General features: G+C 33.8%; 17 protein-coding genes. 16 read left to right on the top strand and 1 reads right to left on the bottom strand.

All coding sequences use genetic code 11. The features are described from left to right. Window positions 1–37: 37 nt before the first annotated feature. Genes CSUIS19072_RS04500 through CSUIS19072_RS04520 form a run of 5 tightly spaced genes read left to right on the top strand, consistent with a single transcriptional unit; the run spans window position 38 to window position 6,606 of the window. The gene (locus tag CSUIS19072_RS04500; protein WP_086293149.1) at window positions 38–781 is read left to right on the top strand and encodes a phosphatidate cytidylyltransferase; all 744 of its coding nucleotides are present in this window, start codon (window positions 38–40) and stop codon (window positions 779–781) included. After that, window positions 778–1,869 (top strand): 1-deoxy-D-xylulose-5-phosphate reductoisomerase, encoded by a 1,092-nt coding sequence (gene dxr, locus CSUIS19072_RS04505; protein WP_086293146.1) that lies wholly within the window; start codon window positions 778–780, stop codon window positions 1,867–1,869. Before CSUIS19072_RS04500 ends, dxr begins: the two co-directional genes overlap by 4 nt. 60 nt (window positions 1,870–1,929) lie before the next feature. Continuing rightward, entirely contained in the window at window positions 1,930–3,222 is a 1,293-nt protein-coding gene (locus tag CSUIS19072_RS04510) for a M99 family carboxypeptidase catalytic domain-containing protein (RefSeq protein ID WP_236845296.1), read from the top strand. Then, window positions 3,219–4,217: a tRNA (adenosine(37)-N6)-threonylcarbamoyltransferase complex transferase subunit TsaD gene (gene tsaD, locus CSUIS19072_RS04515; RefSeq protein ID WP_086293144.1), complete on the top strand. Its 999-nt coding sequence runs from the start codon at window positions 3,219–3,221 to the stop codon at window positions 4,215–4,217. The genes CSUIS19072_RS04510 and tsaD overlap by 4 nt, the downstream gene beginning before the upstream one ends. A 13-nt stretch (window positions 4,218–4,230) precedes the next feature. Continuing rightward, window positions 4,231–6,606 carry a tetratricopeptide repeat protein gene (locus CSUIS19072_RS04520; protein ID WP_086293142.1) on the top strand — a complete coding sequence of 792 codons (2,376 nt, stop codon included), beginning with the start codon at window positions 4,231–4,233 and terminating at the stop codon, window positions 6,604–6,606. Here the strand turns inward: CSUIS19072_RS04520 and miaA are convergent. Further along, the gene (gene miaA, locus CSUIS19072_RS04525; RefSeq protein ID WP_086237379.1) at window positions 6,589–7,470 is read right to left on the bottom strand and encodes a tRNA (adenosine(37)-N6)-dimethylallyltransferase MiaA; all 882 of its coding nucleotides are present in this window, start codon (window positions 7,468–7,470) and stop codon (window positions 6,589–6,591) included. The genes CSUIS19072_RS04520 and miaA overlap by 18 nt on opposite strands. Before the next feature lie 121 nt (window positions 7,471–7,591). Here miaA and mqnP point away from each other — a divergent pair, with 121 nt between their 5' ends. From mqnP to polA, 11 genes are read left to right on the top strand one after another with little or no spacing between them, the layout of a single operon-like run. After that, window positions 7,592–8,461, top strand: a complete 870-nt coding sequence (gene mqnP, locus CSUIS19072_RS04530) for a menaquinone biosynthesis prenyltransferase MqnP (RefSeq protein WP_086293140.1) — start codon at window positions 7,592–7,594, stop codon at window positions 8,459–8,461. After that, entirely contained in the window at window positions 8,455–8,961 is a 507-nt protein-coding gene (locus tag CSUIS19072_RS04535; protein ID WP_086237381.1) for a hypothetical protein, read from the top strand. The genes mqnP and CSUIS19072_RS04535 overlap by 7 nt, the downstream gene beginning before the upstream one ends. Further along, a complete protein-coding gene (locus CSUIS19072_RS04540) occupies window positions 8,951–9,475 on the top strand; it encodes a DUF6115 domain-containing protein (RefSeq protein ID WP_086237382.1) in 525 nt (174 codons plus the stop codon). Before CSUIS19072_RS04535 ends, CSUIS19072_RS04540 begins: the two co-directional genes overlap by 11 nt. Then, entirely contained in the window at window positions 9,475–10,446 is a 972-nt protein-coding gene (moaA, locus tag CSUIS19072_RS04545; RefSeq protein WP_086293138.1) for a GTP 3',8-cyclase MoaA, read from the top strand. Before CSUIS19072_RS04540 ends, moaA begins: the two co-directional genes overlap by 1 nt. 2 nt (window positions 10,447–10,448) lie before the next feature. Then, window positions 10,449–11,174 carry a 7-carboxy-7-deazaguanine synthase QueE gene (locus CSUIS19072_RS04550; protein ID WP_086242466.1) on the top strand — a complete coding sequence of 242 codons (726 nt, stop codon included), beginning with the start codon at window positions 10,449–10,451 and terminating at the stop codon, window positions 11,172–11,174. Window positions 11,175–11,177: 3 nt separating this feature from the next. Next, window positions 11,178–11,759: a 6-pyruvoyl trahydropterin synthase family protein gene (locus CSUIS19072_RS04555; RefSeq protein WP_086293136.1), complete on the top strand. Its 582-nt coding sequence runs from the start codon at window positions 11,178–11,180 to the stop codon at window positions 11,757–11,759. Then, window positions 11,759–11,938 carry a hypothetical protein gene (locus CSUIS19072_RS04560; RefSeq protein ID WP_086237386.1) on the top strand — a complete coding sequence of 60 codons (180 nt, stop codon included), beginning with the start codon at window positions 11,759–11,761 and terminating at the stop codon, window positions 11,936–11,938. Before CSUIS19072_RS04555 ends, CSUIS19072_RS04560 begins: the two co-directional genes overlap by 1 nt. After that, entirely contained in the window at window positions 11,935–12,342 is a 408-nt protein-coding gene (locus CSUIS19072_RS04565; RefSeq protein WP_086293134.1) for a hypothetical protein, read from the top strand. The genes CSUIS19072_RS04560 and CSUIS19072_RS04565 overlap by 4 nt, the downstream gene beginning before the upstream one ends. Beyond that, a complete protein-coding gene (locus tag CSUIS19072_RS04570; protein WP_086237388.1) occupies window positions 12,339–12,995 on the top strand; it encodes a 16S rRNA (uracil(1498)-N(3))-methyltransferase in 657 nt (218 codons plus the stop codon). Before CSUIS19072_RS04565 ends, CSUIS19072_RS04570 begins: the two co-directional genes overlap by 4 nt. Continuing rightward, window positions 12,996–13,325: a hypothetical protein gene (locus tag CSUIS19072_RS04575; RefSeq protein ID WP_086237389.1), complete on the top strand. Its 330-nt coding sequence runs from the start codon at window positions 12,996–12,998 to the stop codon at window positions 13,323–13,325. Further along, window positions 13,303–15,927, top strand: coding sequence for a DNA polymerase I (gene polA, locus CSUIS19072_RS04580; protein WP_086242469.1), 2,625 nt, complete (start codon window positions 13,303–13,305; stop codon window positions 15,925–15,927). The genes CSUIS19072_RS04575 and polA overlap by 23 nt, the downstream gene beginning before the upstream one ends. The last annotated feature ends 54 nt before the right edge of the window (window positions 15,928–15,981 follow it).

Consider the following 15,981-nt stretch of genomic DNA (forward strand, 5'->3'; position numbering starts at 1 on the left):
AAAATTAGATAAAATCACAGCTTTTAAGGAAGGTTTTATGAGAAATAGAATTATGGTTGGCATAGCCTTATTTGTGGCGTTTTTGGTTATAGCGGTGCTAGATATTTTTTGGCTCAATTTCATAATTTTTGGTGCTATTTTAGCTTTAGCGGTGCTAGAGAGCTTAAATCTTTATAATCTTAAACAAAAGTCTATAGTTGTGATTGCGGTGGTGTTTTTTACCTTGCTTCCATTTGTTGGTGGGATACAAGATGTTTTTAAGATTATTATCTTAAATTTAGTTGTGGTAGCTAGTGTTTTAGCATATTCTAAAAATGAGAATTTAAAGCTTATTTTGCCTTTCATCTATCCAGTTGCGCCTATTTTTATACTATTTGCGATATATCAAAGTTATGGTGTTTCGGCGTTATTTTGGCTGATTTTTACTATTATTGCTAGTGATAGTGGGGCGTATTTTGTGGGAAAATTTTTTGGTAAGAGAAGTTTTAGCCCATCAAGCCCAAATAAGACGCTTGAGGGGGTATGTGGCGGATTGATTATAGGTATAATTTTTGGGATAGTATCTGGGCTATTTTTAATGGATATTGCTTTTATTATCGTTGTTTTATGTAGTGTTGGGGTTGTGATTTTTGGTATATTTGGCGATCTGTTTGAGAGCTATTTAAAGCGTTTAGCTGGCGTTAAAGATAGCGGAGTGCTACTTGGAGAGCAAGGTGGAATTTTAGATAGAATTGATGGATATTTATTTGGTGTTTTAGCGATGTATATGGTGCTTATATGATAGTTCTTGGTAGTAGCGGGAGTATCGGTTTAAATGCTTTGAGATTAGCTAGAGAGCATAATTTAAAAGTAGAAGCCTTAGCTTGTAAAAGTAATTTAAAGGTTTTAAATTCGCAAATTAAAGAGTTTGCTCCAAAATTAGTATATATAGATGATGATAGCTTAAAACCTTTGGTTAATCATAAATTTGTCTTTAGCAAAAATGATGGAATAGAGAGCTTTTTAAAGGCGTGTAGTGATGAAATTGGAAGCACAAAGCTTATAAATGCTTTTGTAGGATTTGATGGATTAACTCCTAGTGTGCTAGCTTTAAAGCTTGGATTTGATTTAGCCTTAGCAAATAAAGAGAGCCTTGTAGTAGGTGGGCAATTTTTAGATTGTGCAAAAATCACTCCAATTGATAGTGAGCATTTTGGGCTTAAATTTCTATTAAAAGATCGCCCTAAAATCCATAGATTGATTATCACAGCAAGTGGTGGGGCGTTTTATAATCGCGATATTACTACATTAAAAGATGTAAGTGTAGAAGATGCCCTAAAGCACCCAAATTGGAATATGGGGGCAAAGATTACCATCGATAGTGCCACGATGGTAAATAAGCTATTTGAGGTTATTGAGGCATTTTGGCTTTATGGATGTAAAAATATAGATGCCTATATAGAGACAAAATCTCTAATCCACGCATTAATCGAGTTCAAAGATGGCTCCACGACAGCTCATATCTCAAAGCCAGATATGAGATTAGCCATAGCTCATGCCATTGGTCTTAGCAATCAAAGGATAATTGAGAATTTAGATATTCAAGCCTTACAAAATATAACTTTTGAACTGGTTGATTTAAATAGATATAGAGCATTTAGCTTAAAAGATGAGTTATTAAAAAATCCTAAAATTGGTGCTATTATAAATGCGGCTAATGATGAGATTGTGGCTGGATTTTTGAGTAAGAAGGTTAAATTTAACTCCATTAGCGATGCGATTTTTGATGCTTTGGATAAATTTAGTAGCTTTAGATTAGATAGCTTAGAGAGCGTAGTTGAGATAAATAAAAAGGTAAAAGATTATATCAAAATTAGATATAATACCTAGATTTTACCAATTCTTAACAAAAAATTATTAAAATTATGAGAAAATTATAAGGAAATTGTATTGCGTAATCTTACTATATTTTTGACCATTTTTATCTTTTCTAGTTATGCTTATGGCGAGTTTTCTTTGATAAAACTTGGGGTTGATGATAATAATACCGTGCTTGTAACTGGCGGAATTCAAGGCGATGAGCCAGGTGGTTTTATGTCAGCGAATTTACTTGCTAGAAAATATGAGATTATATCTGGCTCTTTATATGTAGTCCCAAATTTAAATATGCCAAGTATTTTGAAAAAATCTCGCGGTGTAAATGGGGATATGAATAGAAAATTTGATAAAATTTCAGATAAAGATCCAGAAAAAGATGTTGTAGAGCAGATTAAATCCTTAGTCTTACAACCAAATATTAGTATGCTTGTGAATTTACATGATGGAAGTGGATTTTATCGCCCAAAATATATAAACCAAATGATGAATCCAAATCGCTGGGGAAATATAGTTATTATCGATCAATCCACCCTTGATGGTGCGTTATATGGCGATTTAGAACAAAATGCCAATAAAGTAGTAGATAGATTAAATAGCAAGATTTTAGACCCTAAGCATAAGTATCATCTTCGCAACACCCGCACCTCTGATGGGGATAAAGAGATGTTAAAGAGCTTATCATATTTTGCGATAAAAAATGGCAAATCCGCATATGCAAATGAGGCTAGTAAGAGCTTGCCAATTAATGAGAGGGTATATTATCATTTAATCGCAGTTGAGGAGTATTTAAAGTTAGCTGGGATAGAGTTTAAACGCGATTTTGAGCTAACCCCACAAGGAGTTAAAAAGGCCTTAGATGAGGATTTATCCGTGCTTGTGTGCGGTAAATTTCTATTTTATTTGCCAAAATCTAGGCTAGGATATATCCCGCTTTCTAGCGATGGTAAGCTTGATTTTGATTGTGATAATGCTCTTGTAGCACTTACAAAAACTCAAGGTATTTATAATATCCACTATGGCAATAATATTATCACTAGATTTACTCCTGAGTTTTTTGAATACTCAAATTTGATTGATGAGATTGGCATTAGAATTGATGATGATGAGCCTAAATTTGTTAAACTTGGTCAAAAAATTGTAGTCGATAGTAGTTTTATGATTATGCCAAAAGATGGAGTAAGGGCAAATATAATCGGATATGGCACCACTATATCAGATGAAAGCGGTATTAAAATAACCAAAGATATGATAAAATCACGCTTTTCAATGGATAAAAAGGAGCAAATTTATAGGGTTGAATTCTATGAAATGTGCGATGGTAAAGATAAATTTATTGGTATGATTTTAGTGGAGTTTGCTAAGTGATATTAGGGATTGAAAGTAGCTGTGATGATAGCTCTATAGCGCTTATGGGGTTGAATTTAGATCTTATTTATCATAAAAAGATAACCCAAGAGTTAGAACATAGCAAATATGGCGGTGTGGTTCCTGAATTAGCTGCAAGACTTCATACTGCTGCTTTACCAAATTTAATTAAAGAGATTAAGCCATATTTTAAGGATATTAAAGCCATTGCTGTAACAAATAGCCCAGGGCTTAGCGTTAGCCTTGTTAGCGGTGTTAGCGTGGCGAAGGCTTTAAGTATCGCTTTGAAGCTACCGCTTATTGAGATAAATCACCTAGTTGGTCATATATACTCGCTATTTTTAAACTCTCCTGCAAGGTTGCCTCTTGGAGTGCTTTTAGTAAGTGGTGGTCATACTATGGTTTTAGATATCAATGAAAATGGCGATATCGCTGTGCTTGTGGCAACTAGCGATGATAGTTTTGGTGAGAGCTTTGATAAGGTGGCTAAGATGATGGGGCTTGGCTATCCTGGTGGGGTGGCTATAGAGAATTTAGCTACAAAATCCACTAAAGATAGATATAAATTTACTATTCCATTAAAGGGAGATAGCCGTTTGGAATATAGCTTTTCTGGGTTGAAAAATCAAGTTAGAATAGAGATAGAAAAAAGCTTAATAAATGGCAATAAGGATTTTGCTGATATAGCATTTGGGTTTCAAAGGGCTGCTTGTGAGCATATAATAGATAAGCTTAGTAAGATTTGTAATCAAAGAAAATTTAGTAGCTTAGGCGTTGTAGGTGGAGCGAGTGCAAATAAATATTTAAGAGGTAGATTGCTTGAGATTTGTGATAAATTTGATATGAGTTTGCTCCTTGCTCCTATGGAGTTTTGTAGCGATAACGCAGTTATGATAGCAAGGGCTGGTGTAGAAAAATACCAAAAGGGAAATTTTATAAATTTAAATGATTTAAAAATCAGCCCACGCTCGAGTCTAAGCTCAATTTATTTATGATATAATTAAAGTTATGAGATATTTAGTTTTTTTCATATTTTTTTGCTCTTGTTTAAATGCCTTTACATTTAGCATTAATAGTGGAAAGCATAGTGGCAATCCCTACTATATAATACATCTTCAAGATGATAAGGAGATGATATGTGATGAGCGTAATAGCGAAGAGAATAAGATATATAGTTGTAAGGTATTTACTAAATTAAATCAGAATTTAAAAAACCAAGATTTGCCATTTGCTAAGATTAGCTTTCATCCTTTAGATGATGGATTTGTGGTAATAATTGAGCCTAAAATCACTTCTAGAATATTTAATGCTAATAATAGACTTTTTGACTCACAAAACTCTAAAGCCAATAAATCTAATCGCTCTAAGCACTTTACAATCAATATAAATAAGCAGTTAAATGAGCTAGATACAAGTTATATTAATGGGATTGAGTTTCCTATCAAATATCCAAATTTACTTCGCCCAAGCGTCGGTGCGTTGGATTTAAATAAAGAGCCAATTACTTATAATGAAAATGGGGATATGGGTATCTATCTTTTGATAAAGAGAAACTATGAACGGCAAAATTATAAAGAGGTGATATTTGAGAGTCAAAAAGCTATGAAATCCCACCCTGATAGTATATTTTTAGGGGAGTTTTTATTATACCAAATTCGCTCTATGGATAAGCTAATCAAAGAAGAAACCCAGTATCAAGCTATACAAAAGATGAACTCAAATATAATTGAGTTAGCTAAGGTTTGGATGAGATTTAATGGCTCAGATAGGAATTATCCAGAAATTTTATATATTAATATGATGGCAAATCTTAGTAGCGATCTATTTGATGATGCGGAGTATATATTAGATATTTTAATGACCGAACACAGCAATGATACATGGACAAATCGTGCTATAATAGGCTATGCTGATCATCTAGTATCTCGTGGCAAATTAAATGACGCAATGAGATTTTACGAAGATGTTTTATATAGCTCAAATGATGTTGATGTGGCTAGTGAGGCATCATTTAAATTAGTTAAAATTTACCTATCGCAACAAAGATTTTCTGAAGCAGCCCAGTATATAGACAAGGTCGTAGTGGCAAATCCCAAATATATTATAAACGATAAGGGCTATAGTATGGAGGTTGCTGATGAGCTAAGGGTGAATAATCTATTTGATACAGCGGCTAAGATTTATAAAGTAGTTTTTGATGATTCTCATCTTCATGATGGATATTATGAGATTAGTCTTAGACGCCTTGGGACTACGCTAGTGCGTGGAGTAGAACCAGTAAGCTCATATGAGTATTTACAAAAGTATAAGCAAGAATTCCCAGATAATGAATTTAGTAGCGAGATAGAGTATGCACTTGATCGTCTATTTTTTGATATGCCAGATATGAGTAGCGATGAGAAGCATGCGCATTATAATAAATTATTAGATAAATACCAAGGACAAGAACTAGCCAAAATAGCTCTCATCGCAGAAGTAAAGCTTAGCTTTGATGAGAAAAGATATAATGATATTTTAAATTTAAATAGCCTAATAGTTGATTTAAATCAAAGTGATATTACTGATATGATGAATACTTCTGCTTTAAATCTAGCAAATAGATATAACCAAAATTTGGATTGTTTAGATGTGGTTGGTTTAGTAGATAAGTATGAAATAGAGAATCAAATAGTAGATAAATTCAAATTATTTAACTGCTATTATAGAACAAAACGATACACGCAAGCCTATAACTTAGCTAATGAAAATATAAATGATCCAAATTTAAATAATAGAGTTGTTTGGCTAAATAATTTAACTAAGATTAATTATAAACTATCTCAATTTATTGCTGCTATAGATAGTAGTTTTAAGGCTGTAGAGCTTGCTAGTAAGGTGCCATATAGCGATCCAAGCGAGGCTATAATATATAGATTTTACTCACTTTTAAAATTAGATAGATTTGATGAAGCCACCTTGGCATTAAGGGCTGTGGAGGATAATAAGGGTATTGATATTATGCTGATTGAAGCTTATGACGCTGCTATGATTTATGCTAATGATAAGGGTAATAAACTAGCTAAAAACTACTCAAAAAAAGTTTTGGATCTACAAACTAAGTTAAATATCGATACATTTAGCCCAGAGGCAAATTTTATATATATTGATAATTTAGTGGCGGACTCGGAGCTATTAGAGGCTAAAAATATGGTTTTAGATCTCTTAAATAGAAATTTAAAACCACAAAATAGAGCTAGAGCCTTGCATACAATTGCGCAAATAGAGATCTCGCAAAACAACCCAAAAGCCGCTACCCCCTATATAAATGAGTGTTTAAATATCGCTCAAGATAGTCAGTGGAAAGCCCTATGTAATGAGCAAAAAAGATTAGTTGATGGAATTTGATATTTGAGCTAAAAAATTATCTAAATTTAAATTTTTACCATCAATTTTTATAGAGTTAAAGCTTTTATTAAAAGTTCTTTGTCGTTTGGCTAATTGCGTTGTGTGGATTGTGATTAAATTGCTAAGCTCATCTATATCTATTTTTCCATCAAGATACTCTTTAGTCTCTTTAAGACCTATGGAATTTAGCGGTTTTAACGCACTATTATAGCGTTTAAATAGATCCTTTGCCTCATCTATTAAGCCATTTTTAAGCATATTTTTGGTGCGAATTTTTATGCGTTCTATTAACTCAAATTTATCCCATACAAGCTCAAAAATAGTTAAATTTTTAATAACTGGCTCACCAGTATTAAGGCGTAGCCATTGAGATGGAATATTACTAGTTTGAGCGTAAATTTGATACCATTTGCGTAGTCTAAATTTATCATTTTTGCTAAATTTAGCACAAAATTCCCTATCAATTTTCATTGCCAAATCCCAAATTTCATCATCACTTATCTCAATCTTTATTGGCTCAATTTTTGGTGCTAAGCCACTTAACATAGATTTGAGATAAAATCCACTTCCGCCGGTTATGATAAGTGGGATATTTTGGCTTTTTGCATAGGCTAAAGCGTGATTATACTCATTGATAAAATCCCCCACGCAAAACTCCATATCAGGGCTAACAAGATTAATCCCAAAGTGCCTTATAAGCTCTAATTCATCTTTTTTAGGCTTAGCACTTGCTATATCTATCTCTTTGTATAAACATAAAGAATCAAGGCTTAAAATCACCGCATTTAATCTCTGTGCTACATTGATAGCTAGGTCGCTTTTACCACTTGCGGTGGTGCCTATGATGGCAAATTGATAAAACATTTCACACTCTTTAATTTTTGATATTTTATCCAAACCAATGCCCTAATATGCTTAAAATCACTATTTTATCAATCAAAATTTAGATAAATTTCGCTAAAATACAAACCTTAAAAGGAAAAATATGGCAAAATTTATACAAATTTTAAAAGATATTAATGAATTAATCGTGTTTAAGCACTCTATTTTTGCCTTGCCGTTTATATTTGTAGCGATGATTGTGGCATCTAAAAGTGCGAATGACTCAATATGGTTTGGCTGGGAGCTATTGATTTTAGGTCTTTTGTGTGCTGTGAGTGCTAGGAATTTTGCTATGGCAGCAAACCGATATCTAGATAGAGATATTGATAAAGATAATCCCAGATGCGCCTCTCGCCCAAGCGTAGATGGTAGAATTGGTAGTGGGAATTTATTGATTTTTATCTGGATTAATGCTCTTATTTTTGTGATTGTGGCGTATTTTATCAATTCTCTTGCTTTTTGGCTTAGCTTTGTGATTTTAGCACTTCTTGGTGCTTATTCATATTTTAAGAGATTTTCAGCTTTAGCGCATATTATGCTTGGAGTTTGCCTTGGACTTTCGCCGATTGCTGGGGCGATTGCTGTGTTGGCTGAAGTGCCTTTGTGGGTGCTTTTGCTCTCATTTGGGGTTGTATTTTGGGTGGCTGGATTTGATATTTTATACTCACTTCAAGATATGGAGTATGATAAAAAGATGGAATTATTTAGTATTCCTAGCATTTATGGAGCAAAGGCCTCTATGTTTATTTGTGGGATTTTTCATTTTTTAACTATACTTTTTTGGTTGCTATTTGTAATTAGTGCTAATCTTGGATTTATAGCATTTTTAGGCGTGGTTGTAAGTGGGGTGATTTTATACTTTGAGCATAGGATTGTTAGGCGTGATTTTAGTAAGATAGATAGGGCATTTTTTACTCTTAATGGCTATTTGGGGATAATATTTTTTATTTTTGTATTGGTGAGTTTATGGTAGATTTTAGATTAATTAATGGGAGAGTTGAGATTAGCTTTGAGCCTGATGAAGAGTATGGATACGAGGCTGAATTTAACCAAAGTAGAAGTAGTATAGATGAGTGGCTTAGCCATGAAAAGGTGCGTGGAGAAGGTGAGAATAGCGATCCGCTTACAATAAAATTGCTTGTGGAGCTTTATAAAAAAGTAGATGAATTGTCAAATATTATTAAAAATCAGCATAATCCACCAAAGCCACTTAAATTTCACCACCAAACAAGCAAGATTGGGTATGAGGGATTTGAGTTTGATGATGAGTGTTTAGAAGTTGGGGTGATTTACTTCGCTAGAGTGAATTTACCACTATTTATAAAGCGTGAAGTTTTGATATATTTTAAAGCCGTTACGCCAAAATGTGCAAAAATTTTAAAAGTATCAAGAGGGAATGAAAAAGAGTGGAATGCCTTTGTGGCTGAGAGTGATAGATTAGAGATAAGAAAGGCAAAAAATAGTGAGCAATGAGATATTACTTTACATCGCTTTTATACTGCTTTTAGGCGTTTTTGGGGCAATTTTTTGGCTAAGGGATAAGCAGATAAATGCGAAATTTTCTAAATTTGAGTTGGCTATAGAGGGGCTTATTAAGGAGAATTATCAGCTAAAAAGGCAGATAAAAGAGATCCCAACCGCTGGGCCAATTATACAAAATGAGATAGATATGAATGAGATAAATAGCCAAATTGAGCTAAAAATCAGCGAAGGATTAACGCAGAAAATCTCCCCAATCTTACAAAATGTCCATATCATAGAACAAGCCGTAAATGAGATAAAAGATGAGCAACAAGAGAGACTTTATAGTCTAGAAGAACGCACTAAAAGCATAGGCAAGATCACTCCGCCAAGCTTTGAGGCAAATAATGAAAATAGGGTTGTTGAGATGTTTAGAGCTGGTAAGACTCCAGAGGCCATAGCTAGGGATTTACAGCTTGGGGTGGGGCAGGTGACTATGATTTTGAAATTTAAAAAAGAGATATGATGTTAGTAGATAAATTTGGCAGAGTGATTGATTATTTGCGAATTTCAGTAACCCAGCTTTGTAATTTTAAGTGTAGATATTGTATGCCTGAAGATGGTGAGTTTAATAATATTGGAAGAAGTAATATTTTAAGCTATGAAGAGATGTTTGATTTTGTTAAAATTTGCCTTGATAATGGAGTTAAAAAGATTAGATTAACTGGCGGAGAGCCTTTAGTAAGAAGAGATATAGAGAAATTTGTAAAAATGATAAATGATTATAAGCCAGATCTTGATCTAGCAATGACGACAAATGGATACTATCTAAAACAAAAAGCTAAGGTGCTAAGAGAATCTGGATTAAAAAGATTAAATATCTCTCTTGATACTTTAGATGAGAAAAAGGCAAATTTCATAGCTAGAAAAGATGTTTTAAATCAAGTTTTAGATGGAATTAATGAGGCTGTAAAAGAGGGATTTGGGATAAAGCTAAATAGCGTTGTGCTTAAAGGGATAAATGATAATGAGATTATAGATCTTTTGGAGTTTGCTAGGAGTAAAAACGCACAAATTAGATATATTGAATTTATGGAAAATACTCACGCCAGTAGCGATTTAAAGGGGCTTAGAAAGGATGATATTTTAGATATTTTATCTAAAAAATATAGCATAAAAGAGATTACCAAAAGCCCAAATAGCCCATCAAGCCTATTTGAGACTAGCGATGGGTATAAATTTGGCATTATCGATCCGCATAAGCATGATTTTTGTGCTAGTTGTAATAGGCTTAGATTAAGTGCTGATGGGCTTTTGATACCATGTTTATACTATGAAGATGGAAAGAGTATAAAAGAGGCTATGAGAAGTGGAGATTATGATAAGGCTAAGCAAATTTTAAAAGATGTCCTAGAGGCAAAGCCAGAGAAGAATAAATGGGAAAATGATGGCAAAGGCGAGATCTCAAGTAGGGCATTTTATCAAACTGGTGGTTAGAGATGGTTGAGGTTGTCGAGTATTTTAACTCTATTCAAGGAGAGGGTAAATTCCAAGGTAAAAACGCCTTTTTTATCCGTCTTGGTGGTTGTAATCTAAAATGTCAAGGCTTTGGCTCTAAGCTTATATCGCCTAAGAGTGGAGAGATTTTGCTAGGTTGTGATACCATTAGAGCAGCGCAATCATCGCATTTTAATTATGAGAAATTTGATTTTGAGCGTTTAAGTAGTCTTCTTTTTAGCCTAAAGCATAAGCCTTTGATCGTTATAACTGGCGGAGAGCCACTTTTATACCATAGTGATAGAGATCTGCTAAAATTTCTTGAATATGCTTTTAGCGTTGGATTTAGCATTCAGTTTGAGACAAATGGCACGATTGAGATTGATTTTACTAAATTTCCAATTTATAAAAAATGCACCTTCGCAGTGAGCGTAAAGCTATCTATAAGCGGTGAGCCACTACACAAAAGGGTTAATAAAAAGGCATTAAAATCGCTATTTAATAATGCTGATTGCTTTTATAAATTTGTAAGCACATCTAGGGATTTAGCTGAGATTAAAGATATTTTATCTATTCAAAATGGCGAAGTTTGGTGTATGCCACTGGCTAAAAACCAAGATGAATTAAACCAAAATGCCAAAAGTGTGGCGAGTTTTGCCATAGAAAATGGATTTAACTATAGCGATAGGTTGCATATTAGAATTTGGAATGATTTAGATGGAGTTTAGAGTATGATAATTAGGAAAATTTATGATTTTGAAAATGCTCATATAGTTAGATTTTGTAGTTCTAAGAGATGTAAAGAGAGTATCCACGGCCATAGCTACAGGTGCGAGGTGCTGCTTAAATCTGACTATTTAGACGCTGCTGGAATGGTGTATGATTTTGGTCTGATGAAGCAGCATATTAGAATGATTATTGATAGTTTTGATCACACTACCACGCTTTATGCTAATGATGATACTCAGTATAAAAATGATATGAAAAGGCACTCTAAGCGTTGGATAGAGCTACCTTATAATCCAAGTGCTGAACATTTTAGCCGTGTGTTTTTTGTGCTTATTGATAGATTGCTTAATCAGTGCGTAATGCAAAATGGCGAAAAAGGCGTGGAGCTATATAGCATTATTGTTCATGAGACCGCTACAGGCTACGCACAATGCTTTAAAGAGGATGCTTATAGCTATAAAATGGGGATAATAAATTTAGATGATATAATCTTTAGTGATGGGATTAAGGCTGAATGGAGTGATTTTGACTTTTACGAAAAGCTCAAAAATGGTAGTAAATTTATAAATCCAAAGGAGTGCTAGTGAGAAGATTGGCTTTAATATCTTTGATAATTTTTAGTTTTTATGGTTGCGATAAAAAGGAGGTAAAAGAGAATTCAAATAACGCAATAGAGATCCCGCCACCAGATGTCCCAATAGCCAAAAGCGATGGCAACGCAAGTATAGATAGTGATTTCCCTCCTATGCCGGTGGTAGAATGATAGAGACATATGATATGAGCATTAGCTTGCATCTTGGATTTATCAAGATACTTTTGGGGCTGTTGGTGCTTCATTTTGGGCTTGTGTTTATCGGCGATACGACTAAATTTAGCTATATTAAGCGGCTTATGTATTTTTTACCCACATACTATCTATTTATGGCATCTATATTTTTTACAGGTATGCTTAATTTGGCATTTTTACACTTTTCTATGAGCTTATCAATTTGGATAATGATTATCTGCTGGATAGCGCTCATTCCACTTGGGGCGATTGGATTTAAGAGATTAAAAGCAGTTAGGATAAGCAAGGAATTTGGTAAATTTAAGAGATTTATGGCTATTAAAATAGCTTGTGAGATAGTAATTGTCAGCTTTGGAACTTATATTGGGATTGTGCTATGAAATTTATCTATCACAAGGGTGCTGGGAGCGAAAATCTTAAGATTGATGGCGATGGATTTAGCCATTTAAAGGCTCTTAGATTGAGCGAGGGCAAGAGAGTTGATATTAGAAATTTAAAAGATGGCTATAGCTATATCTATGAAATTTCTACTATAGATAGGCATGTGGCTACTCTCTTGCTGATTTTTAAATCTCTTATTTTGCCTATGGAGCATAAATTTGAACTAGCCTGGGCTGTTGTCGATAGTAGCGTGATAGAAAAGAGTTTGCCAAGCTTAAATGAGCTGGGTGTGGGGCGATTGAATTTAGTATATTGTGAGTTTTCTCAAAGAAATATTAAGTTAAATTTGGAGCGATTTGAGCGGATTTTAATCAGTAGCTCACAGCAGTGCGGTAGAAACTCTTTGATGGAAATTTCAATTTTTCATAGCGTTGATGAGCTTTTGGGTTATAAAAAAGATATTGCGTTGATTGATTTTGGTGGGAAAAATTTAGATAATTATAAGATGGATTATATGCTTTTTGTAGGGCCTGAGGGTGGATTTAGCCAGAGTGAAAGGGAGAAAATAACTATGAAATTCGCATTAAATTCCCCATATATTCTTCGCTCAAATACCGCTATTATTAGCGTTGCAAGTAGGTTTTTAATATAAATGGAAATTATAATAGTCTTAATAATTAGTTTAGTGCGCGCCATTATCTGTGCTTTGCCAGGCTTTATCATCGGGTTTTTTTATGATATACAAAGGTGGAAAAAGTGGATATTTTTAGTTTGTGCGACTATTTTTAGTATCTATCTACTATCTACAAGACCTAATGATATTGGATTTTGGGGGCTTGTGGTTGGATTTTTAGAGGATTTTGGCGGAATTTATATTGGCATTTTTATTCTAATTGGATTTAGAAATATGGCTCAAAGATTTGGAATTTGTAAAATTTGTGATAAATTTAGGAGAAAGCGTGAAGACTCTGACAATAATTGATACTTTTGGATTTTTTTTCCGTCTTTATTATGCGATGAGTGGGCTAAAAAACGCAGATGGCAAACCAAGTGGAATGGTGCATGGATTTGCTAATTTCATAGCAAATTTAAAGCAGGAATTTCATAGTGATTATATAGTTTTTGCTCTTGATAGCGGTGGTAAGACCTTTAGAAATGATATAGATCCAAACTACAAAGCCAACCGCACAGAAGCACCAAAAGAGCTTAAAGAGCAGCTACCAATCTGTATTGATATGATCGAAAAGATGGGATTGTGTAGCTTAAGGGTTGAAGGATATGAGGCTGATGATATAATAGCAAGCTTTATCAAAAATAACCCACAAGAAGATCTATTTATCAAAGTTGTAACTCATGATAAGGATCTATATCAGCTAATTAATAATAGAGTAAGCATATATAGCCCAGCTAAAAAGGAGCTATATGATAGAGATGGTTGCTATGAGAAATATGGCGTGTATCCAGAGCAAATTCGTGATTTCTTAGCTCTTACAGGAGATAGTGCTGATAATATCCCAGGGGTTAAGGGCATTGGCGATAAGGGGGCTAAAAAGCTCTTAGATGAGTTTGGTAATATTGAGAATTTATATGAAAATTTAAACCAAGTCCGCAATGAAAGAACTAAAAATTTGCTATTTGAGGGCAAGGAAAATGCCATTATATCTAAAAAATTAGCCACCTTATACGATGGGCTTGAGACTCCAAATTTACAAAATGCCAAATTCCCAACAGATAATCCGCTAATTAAAATCCAAGATATATTAAAAGAGTATTCGCTAAATAGGCTTTTAGCCACTCTTGATATTGATAATACGCAAAAAAATTTAAGCTTTGAGCCTATTTTGATAACTGATGAGAGTAAGCTTGAGGAAATTTTACAAAATATTGATGGTGATACCATTATCGCATTTGACACTGAGACAACTAGCGTAAATGCAAGGGAGGCTAAGATAGTTGGATTTAGCTTTTGCTTTAATGAGCAAAAGAGCTATTATGTCCCTATAAACCATAGCTATTTAGGCGTCCTAAATATGGTAAGCCACAAGGCGGCTTTGTGGGCTATAAAGCGGATTTATTCAGCCTTTGTGATAGGCCATAATCTAAAATATGATTTTAAAATTATATTAAATAATTTTAACTTAAATCCGCCAAAAAATTATGCTGATACGATGATAATGGCGTGGTTAGATAATCCTAGTGCTAGTGTGGGTATGGATACTTTAGCTAAAACGCTTTATGATTATGATACGATTAAATTTGAAAATGTGGTAAAAAGGGGAGATAATTTTGCTAGTGTGGAGCTAGAGAGTGCGGCAAAATATGCAGCTGAAGATGCTTGGATAACTTTGAAATTTTACAAAACGCTTAGCAAAAAGCTAAGCAGCGATATGCTAAAAATCGCTTATGATGTGGAGTTTAAATTTATCCTAACCTTGCTTGATATGGAAGATAACGGCATAGCCATAAATAGGGCAAAATTAAGGGATTTAATAAACCAAAATGAGATCACGCTTGATATGATAAAAAGCGAAATTTATAAGCTTTGTGATATGAAATTTAATATCAACTCCACAAAGCAACTTGGCGAAGTGCTATTTAATGAGCTAAAACTCCCAAGTAAAAAAAGCACTAAAACCGGATATAGTACCGATGAAAGCGTGCTTAAAGAGCTTATTGACGCTCATCCATCTATAGCTAAAATTTTAGAATACAGAGAGCTTTATAAGCTCCAAAGCACATATTGTGAGCCTATTTTAAATTTAGCCTTAAATGATGAAAATAGCAGGGTTTATACTAGTTTTATCCACACTGGCACAGCCACTGGACGCCTAGCTAGTAAAAATCCAAATTTACAAAATATCCCCGCTCGTGGAAATTACGCTAAGCTATTTAGATCTGTTTTTGAAGCAGCAGATGGATATACTCTTTTAAGCTTGGATTACTCTCAAATCGAGCTTAGACTTTTAGCTCATTTTAGTGGTGATAGTGCCTTAATATCGGCTTTTAAAAGTGGCAAGGATATACACGCCCAATCAGCAATCAATATATTTGGCGAGTTAAATGATACAAACCGAAGTATCGCAAAATCCATAAATTTTGGTTTGATTTATGGAATGGGGGTTAATAAATTAAGCGGTGATTTAGGTATAGATAAAAAGGCTGCTAAGGAGTATATCGCTAGATATTTTGAAGCTTTTAGTAGTGTTAAGGATTATTTACAAAGCATTAAAGACCAGGCCAAAAGCGATGGATTTGTCCAAACATTGATTGGCAGAAGAAGGTATTTTGACTTCTCTAGTGCTTCGGCTATGCAGCTTGCAATGTATGAAAGGGAGGCTGTAAATACTAAATTTCAAGGCAGTGCAGCTGATATTATCAAGCTTGCAATGCTAAAAATTATGGAAGTTTTAAATGAAGAGAAGTTGCTTTTACAAATTCATGATGAGTTAATCTTTGAGGTTAAAGATGAAAATGTAGATGAATTTAGCGCTAAAGTGGCAAATATTATGAGTAGTGTAGTTAGCTTAAATGTGCCTTTGGTGGTAAATTATAATGCGGCTAAAAACTGGGGCGAACTCAAATAATTTGCCAAATTCAGTTAAATTTTGGTTACTTTATGTAATAATTTAATATTTTTT

The organism is Campylobacter sp. RM19072 (genome assembly GCF_024723485.1).
Classification (GTDB): Bacteria; Campylobacterota; Campylobacteria; order Campylobacterales; family Campylobacteraceae; genus Campylobacter; species Campylobacter porcelli.

What these genes read in the sequence shown, in the direction of transcription:
- CSUIS19072_RS04570 (WP_086237388.1), top strand. Translation starts at nt 12,339, where the DNA reads ATGAAATTTATCTATCACAAGGGTGCTGGGAGCGAAAATCTTAAGATT.
- mqnP (WP_086293140.1), top strand. Translation starts at nt 7,592, where the DNA reads ATGGCAAAATTTATACAAATTTTAAAAGATATTAATGAATTAATCGTG.
- CSUIS19072_RS04575 (WP_086237389.1), top strand. Translation starts at nt 12,996, where the DNA reads ATGGAAATTATAATAGTCTTAATAATTAGTTTAGTGCGCGCCATTATC.
- CSUIS19072_RS04500 (WP_086293149.1), top strand. Translation starts at nt 38, where the DNA reads ATGAGAAATAGAATTATGGTTGGCATAGCCTTATTTGTGGCGTTTTTG.
- moaA (WP_086293138.1), top strand. Translation starts at nt 9,475, where the DNA reads ATGTTAGTAGATAAATTTGGCAGAGTGATTGATTATTTGCGAATTTCA.
- CSUIS19072_RS04550 (WP_086242466.1), top strand. Translation starts at nt 10,449, where the DNA reads ATGGTTGAGGTTGTCGAGTATTTTAACTCTATTCAAGGAGAGGGTAAA.
- miaA (WP_086237379.1), bottom strand. Translation starts at nt 7,470, where the DNA reads ATGTTTTATCAATTTGCCATCATAGGCACCACCGCAAGTGGTAAAAGC.
- CSUIS19072_RS04535 (WP_086237381.1), top strand. Translation starts at nt 8,455, where the DNA reads ATGGTAGATTTTAGATTAATTAATGGGAGAGTTGAGATTAGCTTTGAG.
- dxr (WP_086293146.1), top strand. Translation starts at nt 778, where the DNA reads ATGATAGTTCTTGGTAGTAGCGGGAGTATCGGTTTAAATGCTTTGAGA.
- CSUIS19072_RS04565 (WP_086293134.1), top strand. Translation starts at nt 11,935, where the DNA reads ATGATAGAGACATATGATATGAGCATTAGCTTGCATCTTGGATTTATC.
- CSUIS19072_RS04520 (WP_086293142.1), top strand. Translation starts at nt 4,231, where the DNA reads ATGAGATATTTAGTTTTTTTCATATTTTTTTGCTCTTGTTTAAATGCC.
- CSUIS19072_RS04555 (WP_086293136.1), top strand. Translation starts at nt 11,178, where the DNA reads ATGATAATTAGGAAAATTTATGATTTTGAAAATGCTCATATAGTTAGA.